General features: G+C 40.9%; 17 protein-coding genes. 5 read left to right on the top strand and 12 right to left on the bottom strand.

Going from position 1 to position 15,808, the window contains the following annotated elements; genetic code table 11:
* Positions 1-254: 254 nt before the first annotated feature.
* Positions 255-2,240, bottom strand: coding sequence for a S9 family peptidase (locus DFO72_RS18425; RefSeq protein WP_113883404.1), 1,986 nt, complete (start codon positions 2,238-2,240; stop codon positions 255-257).
* A 232-nt stretch (positions 2,241-2,472) separates the two neighbouring features.
* Between DFO72_RS18425 and DFO72_RS18420 the strand changes: the two genes are divergently transcribed.
* On the top strand, positions 2,473-2,862 hold the full coding sequence (locus DFO72_RS18420) for a hypothetical protein (RefSeq protein WP_113883405.1): 390 nt from the start codon (positions 2,473-2,475) through the stop codon (positions 2,860-2,862).
* Between the two features lie 98 nt (positions 2,863-2,960).
* On the opposite strand, the gene DFO72_RS18415 is transcribed toward DFO72_RS18420, so the two are convergent.
* Entirely contained in the window at positions 2,961-3,515 is a 555-nt protein-coding gene (locus DFO72_RS18415; RefSeq protein WP_113883406.1) for a competence protein ComK, read from the bottom strand.
* A gap of 199 nt (positions 3,516-3,714) precedes the next feature.
* On the opposite strand from DFO72_RS18415, the gene DFO72_RS18410 reads away from it, so the two are divergent.
* Positions 3,715-3,951 (top strand): IDEAL domain-containing protein, encoded by a 237-nt coding sequence (locus tag DFO72_RS18410; RefSeq protein WP_113883407.1) that lies wholly within the window; start codon positions 3,715-3,717, stop codon positions 3,949-3,951.
* A gap of 62 nt (positions 3,952-4,013) precedes the next feature.
* Positions 4,014-4,658, top strand: coding sequence for a Type 1 glutamine amidotransferase-like domain-containing protein (locus DFO72_RS18405; RefSeq protein ID WP_113883408.1), 645 nt, complete (start codon positions 4,014-4,016; stop codon positions 4,656-4,658).
* 45 nt (positions 4,659-4,703) lie between these two features.
* On the opposite strand, the gene DFO72_RS18400 is transcribed toward DFO72_RS18405, so the two are convergent.
* From DFO72_RS18400 to DFO72_RS18390, 3 genes are all read right to left on the bottom strand, one after another.
* Positions 4,704-5,996 carry a M48 family metallopeptidase gene (locus tag DFO72_RS18400; protein ID WP_113883409.1) on the bottom strand — a complete coding sequence of 431 codons (1,293 nt, stop codon included), beginning with the start codon at positions 5,994-5,996 and terminating at the stop codon, positions 4,704-4,706.
* A gap of 166 nt (positions 5,997-6,162) precedes the next feature.
* A complete protein-coding gene (locus DFO72_RS18395; RefSeq protein ID WP_009331384.1) occupies positions 6,163-6,468 on the bottom strand; it encodes an AzlD domain-containing protein in 306 nt (101 codons plus the stop codon).
* Between the two features lie 5 nt (positions 6,469-6,473).
* Positions 6,474-7,190, bottom strand: a complete 717-nt coding sequence (locus tag DFO72_RS18390; RefSeq protein ID WP_113883410.1) for an AzlC family ABC transporter permease — start codon at positions 7,188-7,190, stop codon at positions 6,474-6,476.
* A 136-nt stretch (positions 7,191-7,326) separates the two neighbouring features.
* On the opposite strand from DFO72_RS18390, the gene DFO72_RS18385 reads away from it, so the two are divergent.
* On the top strand, positions 7,327-7,878 hold the full coding sequence (locus DFO72_RS18385) for a helix-turn-helix domain-containing protein (protein ID WP_113883411.1): 552 nt from the start codon (positions 7,327-7,329) through the stop codon (positions 7,876-7,878).
* 99 nt (positions 7,879-7,977) lie between these two features.
* Here the strand turns inward: DFO72_RS18385 and DFO72_RS18380 are convergent, their stop codons facing one another.
* The 7 genes from DFO72_RS18380 to DFO72_RS18350 all read right to left on the bottom strand — a co-directional run bounded on the left by DFO72_RS18380 (position 7,978) and on the right by DFO72_RS18350 (position 15,425).
* On the bottom strand, positions 7,978-8,772 hold the full coding sequence (locus tag DFO72_RS18380) for an ABC transporter ATP-binding protein (RefSeq protein ID WP_113883412.1): 795 nt from the start codon (positions 8,770-8,772) through the stop codon (positions 7,978-7,980).
* Positions 8,747-9,769, bottom strand: a complete 1,023-nt coding sequence (locus DFO72_RS18375) for an ABC transporter permease (RefSeq protein ID WP_113883413.1) — start codon at positions 9,767-9,769, stop codon at positions 8,747-8,749. The genes DFO72_RS18380 and DFO72_RS18375 overlap by 26 nt, the downstream gene beginning before the upstream one ends.
* A 54-nt stretch (positions 9,770-9,823) precedes the next feature.
* Positions 9,824-10,834: an ABC transporter substrate-binding protein gene (locus DFO72_RS18370; protein ID WP_113883414.1), complete on the bottom strand. Its 1,011-nt coding sequence runs from the start codon at positions 10,832-10,834 to the stop codon at positions 9,824-9,826.
* Between the two features lie 191 nt (positions 10,835-11,025).
* On the bottom strand, positions 11,026-11,802 hold the full coding sequence (locus tag DFO72_RS18365) for an enoyl-CoA hydratase-related protein (protein WP_113883415.1): 777 nt from the start codon (positions 11,800-11,802) through the stop codon (positions 11,026-11,028).
* Between the two features lie 126 nt (positions 11,803-11,928).
* Positions 11,929-13,485: a fatty acid--CoA ligase family protein gene (locus tag DFO72_RS18360; protein ID WP_113883416.1), complete on the bottom strand. Its 1,557-nt coding sequence runs from the start codon at positions 13,483-13,485 to the stop codon at positions 11,929-11,931.
* Between the two features lie 203 nt (positions 13,486-13,688).
* Complete coding sequence (locus DFO72_RS18355; protein ID WP_113883417.1) at positions 13,689-14,678, bottom strand: lipoate--protein ligase; 990 nt, start codon at positions 14,676-14,678, stop codon at positions 13,689-13,691.
* Positions 14,679-14,690: 12 nt separating this feature from the next.
* Positions 14,691-15,425: an MBL fold metallo-hydrolase gene (locus tag DFO72_RS18350; RefSeq protein WP_113883418.1), complete on the bottom strand. Its 735-nt coding sequence runs from the start codon at positions 15,423-15,425 to the stop codon at positions 14,691-14,693.
* A gap of 227 nt (positions 15,426-15,652) precedes the next feature.
* Here DFO72_RS18350 and yhfH point away from each other — a divergent pair, with 227 nt between their 5' ends.
* Positions 15,653-15,787, top strand: coding sequence for a protein YhfH (yhfH, locus tag DFO72_RS18345; RefSeq protein ID WP_009331400.1), 135 nt, complete (start codon positions 15,653-15,655; stop codon positions 15,785-15,787).
* Positions 15,788-15,808 lie beyond the last annotated feature (21 nt).

Genomic DNA, 15,808 nt, shown 5'->3' with positions numbered 1-15,808 from the left:
ACGCTGAATGAAAACTGATTTTACTGTTATATCGGCAATTTTGATGTTACTTTACAGCTTTATTAGAAAAGAGGAAGCGCCTCGCCACCCCCGACAAGCACAAGACGGGCCTTTCTGGCAGGCGTTCTTTGCCTTTTGGGAGGATCGGCATGTGACCTCGAGGGGGTACTGGAGCTAGACAGCTCTTGAAGTACAAAGATATAAATTCTGATATTATCAAATAAACCGCAAACCCGAAGGCCTGCGGTAACATTTTAGAGATATTCATCAAACCAGCCGGCAATGTAATTCAGGCGGCTGATTCTTAAATTCGGTTTTCCGCTTCTGGAAAGCTCATGGTTGGCTTCAGGGAACCGCACAAATTTTGCTGTTTTCTTCCGATGCTTTAAGGCTATGAATAATTGCTCTGCCTGCTCAATTGGACAGCGATAATCTTTTTCGCTGTGCAGAATCAGCAGCGGTGTATTCATATCATCCACATAAGCAAGCGGCGAATGTTTCCAAAGCTTTTCTATATCATTCAAATCACTCTTGATTTGCCAATCAGTAAAATAGTAGCCGATATCACTAACTCCATAAAAGCTGATCCAGTTGGAGATGGATCGCTGAGTGACTGCTGCCTTGAAGCGGCTGGTGTGTCCAATAATCCAGTTGGTCATAAACCCGCCATAGCTTCCTCCCGTTACGCCAAGCCGGTCTTTATCGATAAAATCGAAGTTTTCAAGCGCATAATTGACTGCATCCATAATATCTTCATAATCCTTGCCCCCGTAATCTCCTCTTACAGCGTCTACAAAATGCTGGCCATATCCATGGCTTCCTCGTGGATTGATAAATAAGACCGCATAGCCTTTTGCTGCGAGACATTGAAATTCGTGGAAATATGAATTGGCATACATGGCATGAGGGCCGCCATGTATTTCGAGCACAAGCGGTGCTTTTTCGCCCTCTTTCAGATTGGCTGGTTTCATGATCCAGCCATGCAGTTCCCAATTATCCGAAGATTTAAACTGAATTGGCTCCGCATCTGCCAGCTCAACTCCGTTCAGGAACTCTTCATTCACTTTTGTCAGCTGTTTTAATTCCCCTGATGGGACATCAAGCAAAAATAAATCCCCTGGATATGACGGCTTGCTAATGGCTACAACAGCTTTATTCATACTTCCTCCTGTTGTCAATCCATATACATGCTGCTGATCCAGCAGCGCAGGATATAACTCCCCATCTAAAGAGCCATAATAAACAACTGTATTGCCATGATCAGTTGCCAGGAAATAAAAGCTTCTGCTGTCCTCTGCCCATAGAATTCCCGGTGTTACTGCACCCTGCTGAAAATCTCCGATGGCATAATCACCAGCCAATATATCTGATTCTGCAGTCAGGCACTGCAGATTCCCAAATTCGAGATTATACACCCAGACCTTTGTATGCGTAGCATTTTCATATTCCCTTTCATGCCCGAACAATCCTATGTATTTTCCATCCGGCGACCATGTGGCGCTTCCAAAATAACCTTTTCCATTTGTAATCCTTTTCATGTCTTTTGTTTCAAGATGGATGATGTAGACATCGCTTAGAAATGAGAAATCTTTGTCTTCACTTAAATCTGCCGTAACAGCAATCCATTTTCCATCAGGTGACCAGTCCTGCAATTGGTAGTCGTGTTCTCCGGATGTCAGCTGCTCCATCCCGCCAGATTCAATATCTATTAATGCAACCTGGCTGTACCTTCCGCTCCAAAAACCCTGGGCGTCTGATTTGTGCTTCATTTTTTCAATTTCAAGCGGAACGGGCTTGTCTGCCTGTTTTTCCTGATTTTCCTTTGTTTCTGCATCTTCCCCAGGTTTTACTGAAAGATTGAAAACAATCTTCTTCCCATCAGGTGACCAAACAGGATTTGAAGCGCCATTTGCACAGTGTGTCAGCTGTCTGGCTTCTCCGCCTGCTTTGCTCATCACATAAATCTGTGATTTTCCGTCTCTGTCGGATACAAATGCGATTGACTCCCCATCAGGAGACCAGCGGGGTGAATGATTACGGTGTTTGCCGTAAGTCCACTGAACCGGCATATTGCCTTCAATGGTGTTTAAGTAAAAAATATTTGAACTATATGTATTTTCCTCATCAAGCATTCTGGTCTCAACAAAAGCTAAGTCATTTCCATTCAAGGATAGCTGCGGATCAGCTACTGATTTTAACAGATAAAGGTCTTCCGGTTTAATTGTATTTTTTTGCGTCATTTATTCCATCCTTCCTAACTGTGCTGTTCTACTTATTTCGACATCAGAAATAAAATCCCTTCTCAATAAGCTGCTGGCTGAAACTTTTTTTAATTATTGGAAATGATGAAGAATAACAGCGTTTCGACAAATATAGGCTCTTGCAAGAAAAAACATTCCTTTGTAAAATTAAACAAGAACACTTGTTCTGTAATGCTGACAGGATACTATTGATTAAGGGAGCAGAAAAAACATGACCAGAATTCCTGAGGAAGACCGTAATATCATGGAACAGGCTATTTATTTGCCAATGGTGCTAACCATTTTAAATCGCGACTCCATCGTCATTAATAAAAGCCCATTTAAACTAAAACAGCCTTATCTTGATTTGGTTGAAGAAACAATGAAGGTCATTCAAAGTGAACTCTCTGAGGTAAAACGCTATATGAATAAACACCAGCTTAAGGTCCAGGAAATAAAGAGAGATGAGGCATTTACTATGTTCATGTTCCTTTACAAAGGATATGAGGAGCACCATAATTACTTTAACCCCCGCATCCGCAATAAAGTCCAGGAGCTGATGACATATTATCTTATTAAAAAACCTATACCTGGACCAGGAAAAAATCTGAAGGCAAATTAATATTTGTAATAAGAAAAGCCTGCAGCTAATAATGTAATATACACACGGAAAACAGAAGCATGAAATTCCGCATGCTTCTTATTTATCCTTTCCCTTCTCTATTGGTAGGCTCCAGTTCTCTCCGAAGCATTCATTATTTTGGAACCATTCAAAAAGTACAGTGCCTTTCTCTCTGAATCCTCTATCCTCCTTATCAATGTCGTTTTTAGTAAAGCTGTTCTGAGCACCTGATTATTAAGAGTAGTATAAGATACTGGAATGATGAAGCTTTGCTTATTCTTGAAAACCACTTGAGTATGTGCGTTTTCCGCTCGCTTAAAATAATTGATATGATCCAATGCAATCCAGATGCATTCAGGATTGTTTGGAGAAGCCGTCGGGAAAAAATAAATGAAATTTGTGGGGTCGATCGTTATTGGAGCTTTATGGGTAATGCCGGTTAATTGGCGTGTACCCTCTTTTCTGCCTTCATAGCTTGATCCAAAATATCTGCAGCTGCTTTTAATTATATCGATTGGCTTAAAAGGGGAAGTAACCTCATCATCAAGCTCCCAGATTTGCGAATAAACTTTCAGCCCATAAGCGAGGGGTTTGATAATCATTGTATTTGGATTGACTTCATACTCTTCAATCATTTGGGTATTATGGCTCATAAATTTTCATCTCCTTTTCTATTTCGCTCTCGCTTTTCCATATTAACACCAATTTATCTAAAAATTACTAATTTATTTAATAGTTTCTAATTTGTTCACAATTTCGACATTCCGAAAATATTTTCTAAAAATTTAAAAAACTTAGTTGAATATTTAGAGGCAATTCCATATAATATTAAAAAGCTCAGGGGTGATTTCCATGAAGGAAAAATCATACACCGAATTGATGAAAACCAATGGGATGAAACGGAAAAACCATAAGGATTCTTTTGTTCTTGATCTTTATATTGATATGCTTGTTTCCGAGATTCTGCTGAATACCGAAAAAGAAAAGCTGATGAATAAAATAGACGCAGCGATTGATGAAAGAAATAAACCGTCATTTATGCATTTATCAAAGAAGTACAAAGAACTTTCCAAACGTTTTGGCACTTAGTAAACCAGTTTGCCCCCGCCAATTGGCGGGGTATTTTATTTTTATAAGGCAGGAGAAAATTTATGGACAGCAGGCATTTATTTTTAATGGGCGGAAGCCCTCCATTCGGACAAAGGCTTGGAAAAAAGTTTACAGAGCTGGCTTCCGGAGCTACTGGCAAAATAGCTATACTCTTTTTGGAAAGGGAAGGCTGGGAAGGCTATATGAATAAGTATACTGCTGCCTTAACTCAAAATGGCGCAAGGAATTTCTGTTATCTTCCGCTTTCCCCTGCACCATCAGAATCTTTTTTTCAAGAGTTGGTGTCCTGTTCCGGCATCATCATTGGAGGCGGTGAAACGGAAAAATACAGAAGTTTTATTGTGGATACTAAAGTGGGAGAATACATTGGCAAAATGTATATGAACGGTATACCGGTAGCAGGTTTTTCGGCAGGTGCCCTAATCATTCCGGAGCATTGCATAATTCCCCCTATCGATACACCTGAAAAACAGCATCTATTTCTAAAAGGTATCGGGTTAATCAGGGATTGTGTCATAAGTGTCCATTACACTAAATGGAATGAAGGGGAAAATTTAAAGAGGGCAGCCGGGAAAACCAATGTCGCGGCTGGTTATGGAATTGATGATGATGCAGGCATTTATTTTTATAATGAAATTCAGAATGTTATTGAAGGCCGCATACATATTTATAAGAATGAAATATAAAAAAGCAAGCCACATGGCCTGCTTTTTTCTCATATTTTTGTCAAATCAGTCTGCCGCCTGCTTCCTTTCATTTTGCCTCTGTTCCATTTCAAATTCTTCAAGCATGGAAATACGCTCCAGCATGGTGGGATGTCCATACCTGAATATTTTTACGAGAAGAGGCGGATTAACCTGGCTTAAACCTGCACGTGTCAGCTCCTGAAATGATTCTATTGCTGCTATTGAGTCCTTCGTCATTTCGATGGCATAGCGGTCTGCCCTTGTTTCCTGATAACGTGAAACAAAATTGGAAAGAGGGCTTGAAATAAAGAGCAGCATCGAAAGAATCATCAAAAACAGCGGCAGGGACCTAATATCATTTACCGCAGGAATTTTTAGCGCCCTTCCCCATTTATCGACTGCTTTCTCCATTAATTTGGCTGTCAAATAAAGTCCCAGCAGGGAAAGCAGCAAGTAACCGCCAATTCCGATATATATATGCTTTTCCACGTAGTGGGCCATTTCATGTGCCATTATAAACAGGATCTGATCTTCAGTTAATTTATTCAGGGTTGTATCCCATAGAACAATTCTTGAATTTGATCCGATACCTGTCACATATGCATTCAGCGCATTTGTTTTCTCTGCCATATCGACTTCAAAGACATGTTCAGCAGGTATTTTAGCCTGATTTGCCAAATCAAGAATTTTCGTTTCAAGTTCCTTGTTTTTCAAAGGATAGAAATCATTATACAGAGGGTCAATGACAACCGGCTGCAGGAACATCATAAATAAGGTAAATGGAACAGACAATAGCCAGGCATAAAGCCACCATCTCTTCCTGCTCTTATTAATCAGCCAGTACAATACAGACACAATGAGAACCATCATTCCATAATTAATCCAAAAATCAATGAGCTCATCCTTCATCCATCCGCTGAAGCTCTGAGTTGAGATATTATACGTTTTGGAAAGTGAAAAGCTGATATAGCTTAATGGCATAGTGGCAATAAACGCGAAAAAAGAAAGCCAAATCAAATAGATCGCCGTTTGCAGGAATTTATAAGGTGCAGTCTGCTCAGCCCACTTCTTAAAAGCCTTGGATAAGCCAAATAAAAGAATGAATAGATAGAAAATCCATTCAAAAGGTGTAGAAATAAAAAACAGCAGGTTTCTTATTTTAGAATATTCCTCACTGAGCATCAGTTCCCTTCCGTTCAGGAAAGTAGCCGGATCTGCCCGAGAGCCTTCATACTCAAAGGGCAAACTGCTGTCAGCAAAATAGAATAAATACCAATAAAAAAATAAACCGTATACGAAAAAGGCCAGCGCCCCGTAAAAGCCTAATTTTCGCGCCATATGATCCCCCCTTATGGTACAACCTTTCTATATTTAGTTTAGTATAAAAATCTGAAATTAGAACTATTTTGATGGGACAATCCAAGTTATTAGCCTATTACAGCAGTTCTATTGAAAAAGCCGGTTCTAGAAGGAACCGGCTAAAGAACATCAATAATAATCTTTTCTAAAATAAGAAAGAATATACAGATAACACAGCAATCGACCCTAATACAACAACAATCACATTTGCACCTAAAAAGGCTGCCAGAAAAGCAGCAGCTGCCCCGAGCAGCCCAAACCAAATATCCTCATTTATAAACAGAATGCCTGGAAAAATGAGTGCCCCTAATGTCGCATACGGCACATTCTTTAATATCCCCTGAACAAACCCGGGAAGCTCCTTCCCCTTAAAAAGCACGAAAGGCAGCAGCCTTGGGATATATGTAACTGCTGCCATCCCAACAATCATCCACACGATATGGCTACTCATTGCCGCTACCCCCTGTGCCTGTTTTTTACATTTTCAATCCATTCTACTATTACAGCTGATAAAAGCGTGGCCAGTACAATTGCCCAGCCAGTCGATAGCGTATCAGTCAAAGTGAAAATTGTGTTAAAACACGCTGCCAGTGCCGCAAGAAATACAACTTTTGCACTCTTTTTCATAGACGGAACGAGAAGGCCGACAAACATGGCATAAAGAGCAACAGACATGCTTTCCTGCAAGGTTTGCGGAAGGCTCGCACCAATTAGGTGCCCAAGCCCCGAGCAAATGACCCAGCTTGCATAGGAAACCGAGATAAGCCCAAGCATATAACCGCTTGTTACCTTTTCTTCACGTACTGCTGCAACTGAGAAAGTTTCGTCCGTAATCCCAAAAGATAAAATTACCTTGTTAGCAGCCTGCTCATCATCCCACGTTTCATTAAGAGAGGTTGACATCAAGAAGTGCCTGATATTCACGATAAAAGTTGTCAAAACAATTTCAAATATGCCCGTTCCCAATGAAAGAAGGCTCAGGGATATGTACTGTGCTGCACCTGCAAATACGAGCAAACTCATTAAAGCTGTTTCACCAATTGAAAGACCAGTTGCTTTGGCGAGCAGCCCAAATGTTAGAGCGATGGGTGCATATCCTATCGCGATGCTGATTCCCGACTGCACCCCTTTCCTATACTCCCCGGAAGGCTTGCCGACTGCAAGTTCTGCCATAATGCTCACCGCCTTAAAAAATATAATACCAGGCCTGAAAATTATACTATAATAGACTTAATATTGAAGAATGACGCGTTGATATAATATATTATACATTTGTGCGTTATATTACACAATAAACTTGGAGGATATAATGGAGAATATTCAAAAAAGCATTGGGGAAAACCTGAGGAATATTCGAAAAACAAGAGGTTACAGCCTGGATGCAGCGGCAGAAATAACCGGGGTCAGCAAGGCTATGCTGGGGCAGATTGAGCGGGGGGAATCCAACCCGACTGTCACCACCCTTTGGAAAATCGCGAGCGGCCTTCAGGTTTCATTTTCCTCACTTATTCACGAGGAACCATCAGATGTCCAGCTCATAGAATTGAAGACTCTAACTCCAATAATGGAGAGCATGGGCAGCTACAGGGTTTATCCCGTGTTCCCTTTTGACCCCCGCAAGAAATTCGAGATCTTCACAGTCGAAATTGAACCGGGATGCCAGCATACATCTGATAAACATAATGAGGGTGTTGAAGAATATATCACTGTCATGTCCGGAACGCTTGAAATAGAAATCGGAGACCAGCGAATCACTGTCCGCCCCGGCAATTCAATAAAATTCTCAGCAAATAAAGCGCATACGTATAAAAATATCGGAGACGAACTGATTCGCTGCCAGGCAGTCATGTATTATCCATGAAAAAGCTGGCATATCGCTGCGGGCGGTAGGCTTTTTTACTGGAATATTTCCAAAACAAACAAGCCGGACAAAGCCAAAAGCCTTTTGTCCGGTCTCCCTTTAGATTAATACAGCCTTATCGCTGCTCATTTTCTCTCCACGTATTTTTTGGAATTCTTCAAGCAGTTTTTCGACAGTCAACTCTTTCTTTTGGTCTTCATTTGTTTCAAAAATGATCTGGCCCTTATCCATCATGATCAGCCTATTTCCCAGGTCAAGTGCCTGCTGCATATTGTGGGTCACCATTAATGTGGTAAGTTTATATGTTTCCACAATCTCTTTCGTAAGGCTGGTAATCAATTCTGCACGAGCTGGGTCCAAGGCAGCGGTATGTTCGTCTAAAAGCAATATTTTAGGTTCTGTGAAAGTCGCCATCAACAGGGATAACGCCTGCCTTTCCCCGCCTGACAACAGTCCGACTTTTGCCGAAAGCCTGTTTTCCAATCCAAGATGCAGCATTTCCAGCTTTTCCCGGAAAAAGTCGCGTCGTTTCTTGGAAACTCCTTTGCTAAGGCCACGCGCCATAGTTCTCGAATAAGCAATGGCAAGATTTTCTTCAATCGTCATGGAAGGGGCTGTTCCTGCCATCGGATCCTGGAAAACACGTCCAATCAGTCTGGATCTTTTATGTTCTTTCACAAGAGTGACATCAGTGCCATCAACCAGCACTTCTCCTATATCAGGAATCAATTTGCCGGAAATCATATTCATAAGAGTAGATTTTCCCGCTCCATTACTGCCGATAACCGTCATGAAGTCTCCTGGCTTTAAATGAAGATCGATTCTGTGTAGTGCTGTTTTTTCGTCTGGAGTTCCCTCATTAAACACTTTATGAATCTGATTTAATTGCAGCAAGATGTTCACCACTTTTCCCGTAAGCATTAGTTTTTTTTGCTTCCGCTAATCTCCGCCGCTTTCTCTGCTTTTCTTTTTGCTGCTGAATAAGCTTTGGCAGAATAAGCGCACCAATCACGATTACTGCTGTAATTAGCTTCATATCTCCCGTTTCAAGGAATTCAACTCTCAATGCAAGAGTGACTATAATACGATATAAAATGGCTCCTCCAATGACAGCCAGTGTTGCTCGTACAATTGTTTTTGCACCAAAGATTGCTTCTCCAATGATTACGGATGCAAGTCCGATGATAATCATCCCGATTCCCATTCCGACGTCACTGAATCCGTTATACTGTGCCACTAATGCTCCAGAAAAAGCAACCAGTGCATTTGAAATGCCCAAGCCAGCTATCTTCAGAAGATCTGTATCAGCAGAAAAGCTTCGGATCATTGTCTCATTGTCGCCTGTTGCACGTATAGCCAGTCCAATATCTGTCTTTAAGAAAAGATCAATCAATACTTTCGCAGCAAAGGCTAGTATTAACATTAAAATCAGAATACCCCAGGTCTTTGGGATGAAACCCATTCCTAATGCCCCAATCAGGCTTTGAATAGCCTGGTCAATCCCAAGCTCCTGCCAGAATGCTGTAAGCTTTGTGATAGCCGTTTCCTCAGACAGCAGCGGAACATTTGACTTGCCCATAATCCGGAGATTGATAGAGTATAATGCGATCATCATTAATATTCCGGACAAAAGGGCATTAATTTTTCCTTTTGTATGAAGAAGGCCTGTAAGGCAGCCTGCTGCAAACCCCGCAAGCAAAGCTGTCATTGTTGCCAAAAATGGATTGTATCCTCCTACTATCATGACAGCCGCTACAGATGCGCCCGTTACAAAGCTTCCATCCACCGTCAGATCGGGAAAATCCAGTATTCTGAATGATAGGTAAACCCCTAATGCCATTAAGGCATAAATTGCTCCTGCCTCAATGGAACCAAAGATCGCTGTTGGCATAGTAATCTCCCTTTCTATTAGAAAAGCGCAAGCGCTGGTGGTTATTTAAAGGTATTACTCCACAAAGTCAGCAAGATCGCTCCATTCCTCTTTTAAGTCAATGCCCATTTCTTCTGCAGCCTTTTTATTGATTACCAGCTTTAGATTCTGCGGATATTGGACAGGAAGTTCGGATGGCTTCTTGCCGTCTTTTAAAATTTTTGCAGCCATTTCCCCAGCTTCATATCCGATATCTTCATAGTCAAATCCGTAAGCAGCAAAGCCCCCACGTTTAACAGAGTCCAGCTCTCCCACGAAAAGCGGGATGTCATTGTCGTTTGAAACCTGAATGACGGATTCCAAAGCGGAAACGACAGTATTATCCGTAATAATATAGATGGCATCAGCTTTTCCGACAAGCGATTCTGCAGCCTGTTTCACTTCAGAAGAATTGGATACGGTAGCTTCAGCCAATTTCATATCTGTACCTGAAAGAGCTTCCCTCACCTTTTCAATCTGCACCTCTGAATTTTGTTCTCCAGAATTGTAAATAACACCCACTGTGCCTGCCTCAAACTGTTCATCTATAAATTTAACCATGTTGGGTATCGCATCAGGATGCGTATCTGTTGTACCTGTTATATTTCCTTCAGGAGAATCCATTGATTTTACTAATTGCGCACCCACTGGATCAGTTACTGAAGTAAATACAATTGGTATATCCTTCGTTGCATTCAGTGCACTTAATGCACTGGGGGTGGAGTTGGCAAAGATCAGGTCTACTCCATCTCCAGCAAAATTGTTGGCAATGGATTGATTATTATTCTGGTCCCCTTGTGCAATCTGGACATCGTAGCTTGCTTCAATACCAGAATCCTCTAATGCCTTCTTAAAGCCCTCGAGTGCCGCATCTAACGAGGGATGCTCGACAATCTGCGTAACTCCTATGTTAAATGATTCTTCCTTTTCTTTCTCAGAAGAACCTGCATTTCCATTTGTACTTTCACTCCCGCAGCCGCTTAGCAGCAATGTTCCCATAAGACCTGCTGCAGCTATTCCTTTAAATGATTTTAATCTCTCTAACATACTAGATGATCCCCCTTTTATCTCTATCTTTCCACTTCAGTACTTTTACGCTTTTATGCTTTTATTCACTAAATTATATAGTTATTAGCCACACTATTCAAGATATTTTTTAATAATTTTCTAAAAATTTATTATTTTAATAGAAAAGACACAGCCAAATAATGCCGTGTCCCAATACTAGCTTATTCATTTTATTTCCCTTTAAACTCAGGTTTTCTTTTTTCAGCAAAGGCCGCAAGAGCTTCAACTCTATCTTCCGTTGGGATAATGACTTCATATGCCTTCCTTTCAATCTGCAGCCCAGTCTGCAAATCAACACCCATGCCCTGTTTTACAGCAAATTTAGCCTGCTGCAGGGCAAGCGGCCCGTTATTAAGCATTTGTCCGGCAAATTCATAACAATCATTTAAGAGATTATCTTTTTCAGTCACTTTTGTAAGGATGCCGTATTCAAGCGCTTCTTCAGAAGTAAGCCTTTTCGCAGTCAAAATTAATTCCAGGGCTTTGGCCTGGCCTATCAATCTTGGAAGTCTTTGAGTGCCGCCTGCTCCTGGTATTATGGCTAAACTTGTTTCTGTAAGTCCCATTGAAGTACCTGAAACAGCGATGCGGAAATCGCAGGCTAGGGCTAACTCCATCCCGCCTCCGAAGGCAAAACCGTTAATGGCAGCAATAGTAGGCTGCGGAAGCTGATCAACCAGTGAGAATACCTCACCTATTTTATATATATTTCTGCGGACTTGCTCTTCAGATAGTGTTCTGCGCTCTTTTAAATCTGCACCAACACTGAATGCTTTTTCTCCAGCCCCTGTAAAAATCACTGCACGAACATCTGGGCTGGTTCGCAGTTTCTCAACTGATTCCTGAAGCTCCGATAAAGTATCAAAATTAAAAGCATTCAATGCATCAGGGCGGTTAATCGATACGACCGCAATATGGCCTTTTGTTTCGACTGCAATAGAACTCATATGTATCTCTCCTCTTTCAAGTACTATCTAATAATTCGACAAATTTAGTGAAAACCCTTTCAAATTTAGTCAATTTGAAATCGGAATAGAAAAGGACAGACACATCCCATGCCTGTCCATAAGAACCTATTTAGTCTGTAATACCTGATTCCTCAATGCTCTCCGCAAAATTTTACCAGTTGTGTTCTTTGGCAGCTCCTCTAAAAACTCAATCGATGACGGCACTTTATATTTAGCCAAATGCTCAGCACAGTATTCAAGCAGTAACTCTTCTGTCAGCTGAGGATTTTTAGATACAACATAGCACCTCACAGCTTCTCCCAGATTTGGGTCAGGCACGCCCAATACAGCAACTTCAACTACATCCTCTTGATTATAGAGCACTTCTTCTACCTCCCGCGGGTACACATTATATCCGCCGACTAAAATAAGGTCCTTTTTACGGTCAACAATATAAAAATAACCTTCCTCATCCTGTTTTGCGAGGTCTCCTGTATAAAGCCAGCCATCGCGAATAGTGGCCGCGGTTTCCTCGGGCAGCTTGTAGTAGCCCTTCATCACGTTGGGCCCGCGTACAGTCAGTTCACCTACTTCGCCAACGGAAACTTCCTCACCCAGTTCATTTACGACCTTATTCTCAACATTCATAATAGATTGCCCGATTGAGCCTGCCTTGCGCGGCTTATCAAGCGGATTAAAGCAGGTAACCGGTGAAGCCTCTGAAAGACCATATCCTTCTGAAACAATGACATTGAATTTTTTTTCAAAGCCGTGAAGAAGTGCAACAGGCATGGCAGCACCGCCCGAAATGCAAAGCCTTAGCGATTTAAGATCTTCCGGATTGCCATCATCAAACTGAAGAAGGAAATTGTACATGGTCGGTACGCCGGCAAAAACAGTAGGTTCATATGTTTTAGCGAGTCTAAATATTTCTTTCGGGCTGAATTTTGGATCTATTAAAATAGTAGCCCCATTCATCAGCGGTGCATTAAGAGCAACCGTTAAACAGAAAACATGAAACATCGGCAAAGTAGTGATAACCCGGTCTTTTTCGTTCATATGCAAATAGTCGCTGACATCCTTTGCATTGCTGTAGAGGTTTTTATGTGTCAGCATGGCACCCTTTGGCTTGCCTGTCGTACCTGAAGTATATAGGATAACGGCTGTTTCATCTTCTTCGAGCTCAGGGCCTTTAAAATCTAAATCTCCTGAAGCTATTACTCGTGTAAACGATTTCATTTTTGAGAAAGCTGATAATGCAGTTGGGTCCGCCTTTGAAGCCTGTCCCTGCGGGGTTTCACAAATAATAAAGTTTTCCACCTTTGGAAGAGCCTGATGCATCTTCTCAATCAAAGGCACTAATAGGTCAAGCGTAACAACCGCTTTTACGTCACCATTATTAACAATGTAGCCAATTTCATCCGGTGTATAGATTGGATTGATTGGTATAACAGTTGCTCCAACCCTCAGTGCTCCATGCAGGCCAATGACAAAATGCGGTGAATTCCCGAGTAAAAGAGCAATATGATCTCCTTTTTTCACTCCCAGCTTTGAGAGCCCATCTGCAAATTTAGTCACAGCACCATCAAGCTCCGCATAGGTACTGGACTGATCCATAAAATAATAGGCAGTCTTGCTGCCCATCTTGATTGCCGTTTCATGGAGCTGCTCTGTTAAATTCATTTACACTCCCCCTATAATGAATGAATAGTCATTCATTTTTATTAAATAAATTTTCTAAATATATTATATTGAAAGAAATTTTTGTATTCAAGTAGGAAAGCGAATTGTTCACAATTTCTTTTTTATAGCGGACTGCCTTTCGCAAGACTTTATATAAATATAAGAAAAGCCGGCATGATGCCAGCTTTCCAGTAAATTCCACATTAATAAACCAGGTTGATAAATTCGGTCTTTGTCACATTTCCGAAGTAATGCTTAATGTCCACTCCTTCAAGAGCACATTCAATCTCTTTCTTTTCATAGCGAATTCCTGTAAGCTTGTTTTCAATTTCGCTTACATCGCCAACCCCAAAGAAGTCTCCATAAATTTTACATTCCTCAATTTTTCCTTTTGTGACATTAAGTCTAATATCAATTTGCCCCACTGGAAAACGATGCGAGTGCTGAAGATCAAATTTGGGAGATTTTCCATAATTCCAATCCCAGTTTTGATAGCGCTCCTTGGACAGCTGGTAAATTTTTTCCCAATCATCATTCGTAAGCTTGTACTCAGGAATTTCATCTAAATCACCAAAAATATTCTTAAGCAGCAAAGTGCGAAATTCTTGAATTGTGATTTTTTTATCCAGAAACTCTAAGATATTAGCAACCCGGCTTCGAATAGATTTAATCCCTTTCGATTCAATTTTATCTTTCTTTACCTTTAGTGCCGAAACGACACTTTCTATTTCGGAATCAAACAAGAGGGTGCCATGGCTAAACATTCTGCCTTTAGTAGAAAACTGGGCATTCCCGGATATCTTTCTGCCTTCTGCCATCAGGTCATTTCGGCCGCTCAATTCAGCATTAACTCCCAGCTTCTGCAAAGCTTCTACCACTGGTTCTGTGAACTTTTGGAAGTTATGAAAGCTTTCTCCATCATCTTTTGTGATAAAGCTGAAATTGAGATTGCCTAAATCATGATAAACAGCTCCTCCGCCAGATAGCCTTCTGACTACATGGATACCATTGTTCTCGACATATTCAGTATTAATCTCTTCAACGGTATTCTGGTTTTTTCCAATAATAATGGAAGGTTCATTAATATAAAAAAGCAAATAGGTTTCTTCAATATCAAGATTTTTTAGTGCATATTCCTCAATAGCAAGGTTAATTCTGGGATCTGTGATTCCCTGGTTGTCAATAAAAAGCATCTGTTTTCCTCCTCAAAAAGTATGGGACCATTGATAATCCGCAATAGAAATAGGACCGGTATATTTTGTTGAAGCCTCTTCCTTCAGCTTTCGAAGTTCACCATAATGAGGCAAATGTGTCAGCAGCAAATTTTTCACCTTTGCTTTGCTGGCCAATGTTCCAGCATCCAAGCTTGTCATATGCCCTGCATTTTTTCCATTTTGATGACCATAAAAATTGCATTCGCAAACTAATAAATCAGCATTTTCGCTAAATGCTGCCAGCTCTTCTTTATATGAGGTATCAGCCGTATAAATAAGTGTTTTGCCGTCTGCTTCAATTCTCATTGCATAGCATGGCACTGGGTGATTAGTCTTTAAAAAGCGAATTTGGAACGGCCCTGCAGAGAGAGTGACATCAGGATCATAGCAGACTCCCTTTGTGATATCCTTGTATGTAAATTTGGCAAATTCATGCTGATCAAGGGAATGACCATAAATTGGGAGTGTACCTGTTTTCCTTCCTAAAAAACCCTGAATGAGCCTGGCATGCTGCAGAACCCCTATATCCGCAATGTGATCTGGATGGTAATGCGAGATAATTACTGCGTCTAATTCTTCCGGCTGAAAAAAATTCTGCATTTTTGAAAGAACGCCGCTTCCACAGTCGATCAGCAAATGAAACCCATCATGCTCCAGCAAATACCCAGAACTGGCCCCATCAGCTTTAGGATAGCCGCCCCAGCTCCCAATTACAGTTAACTTCATCACGTTTCCTCCTTATTAATAAAGCGTAAGCTCCTACGCTATGACTGATAACCAGACTCGCCAAGAAAGGCCCAGCTTTACTATGTCCAATATACTCGATTATGCCTATTTTTTCACTTTTTTAATATTGTATTGAAACAGAAGTTGACATACCGATACTGTTATAATACAATTAACTTAAATAATCAAACTATTTAGAACAAATCCACAAATCAGGAGGCTTCAACATGATTCAAAACATTATGGAGTTTTTCAGAAACCTGCCGGCAAAACAATGTTCAGAATGCGGGAAGTCTATCGAAGAGCAGCATGAATGCTACGGAAACAAGTGTGATAAATGCATGGGAATAACAGATTTATAGAATAATATTTTAAAAGCCAGC

This window comes from Cytobacillus oceanisediminis, assembly GCF_004366035.1.
In the GTDB taxonomy this organism is placed as follows: Bacteria; Bacillota; Bacilli; order Bacillales; family Cytobacillaceae; genus Cytobacillus; species Cytobacillus oceanisediminis_C.
Note: the sequence above shows the minus strand (reverse complement) of the source record. Positions and strands in the feature narration are given on the sequence as shown.

Coding starts and splice junctions, on each gene's coding strand:
- DFO72_RS18425 (WP_113883404.1), bottom strand. CDS start 2,240: ATGACGCAAAAAAATACAATTAAACCGGAAGACCTTTATCTGTTAAAA.
- DFO72_RS18420 (WP_113883405.1), top strand. CDS start 2,473: ATGACCAGAATTCCTGAGGAAGACCGTAATATCATGGAACAGGCTATT.
- DFO72_RS18415 (WP_113883406.1), bottom strand. CDS start 3,515: ATGAGCCATAATACCCAAATGATTGAAGAGTATGAAGTCAATCCAAAT.
- DFO72_RS18410 (WP_113883407.1), top strand. CDS start 3,715: ATGAAGGAAAAATCATACACCGAATTGATGAAAACCAATGGGATGAAA.
- DFO72_RS18405 (WP_113883408.1), top strand. CDS start 4,014: ATGGACAGCAGGCATTTATTTTTAATGGGCGGAAGCCCTCCATTCGGA.
- DFO72_RS18400 (WP_113883409.1), bottom strand. CDS start 5,996: ATGGCGCGAAAATTAGGCTTTTACGGGGCGCTGGCCTTTTTCGTATAC.
- DFO72_RS18395 (WP_009331384.1), bottom strand. CDS start 6,468: ATGAGTAGCCATATCGTGTGGATGATTGTTGGGATGGCAGCAGTTACA.
- DFO72_RS18390 (WP_113883410.1), bottom strand. CDS start 7,190: ATGGCAGAACTTGCAGTCGGCAAGCCTTCCGGGGAGTATAGGAAAGGG.
- DFO72_RS18385 (WP_113883411.1), top strand. CDS start 7,327: ATGGAGAATATTCAAAAAAGCATTGGGGAAAACCTGAGGAATATTCGA.
- DFO72_RS18375 (WP_113883413.1), bottom strand. CDS start 9,769: ATGCCAACAGCGATCTTTGGTTCCATTGAGGCAGGAGCAATTTATGCC.
- DFO72_RS18370 (WP_113883414.1), bottom strand. CDS start 10,834: ATGTTAGAGAGATTAAAATCATTTAAAGGAATAGCTGCAGCAGGTCTT.
- DFO72_RS18365 (WP_113883415.1), bottom strand. CDS start 11,802: ATGAGTTCTATTGCAGTCGAAACAAAAGGCCATATTGCGGTCGTATCG.
- DFO72_RS18360 (WP_113883416.1), bottom strand. CDS start 13,485: ATGAATTTAACAGAGCAGCTCCATGAAACGGCAATCAAGATGGGCAGC.
- DFO72_RS18355 (WP_113883417.1), bottom strand. CDS start 14,678: ATGCTTTTTATTGACAACCAGGGAATCACAGATCCCAGAATTAACCTT.
- DFO72_RS18350 (WP_113883418.1), bottom strand. CDS start 15,425: ATGAAGTTAACTGTAATTGGGAGCTGGGGCGGCTATCCTAAAGCTGAT.
- yhfH (WP_009331400.1), top strand. CDS start 15,653: ATGATTCAAAACATTATGGAGTTTTTCAGAAACCTGCCGGCAAAACAA.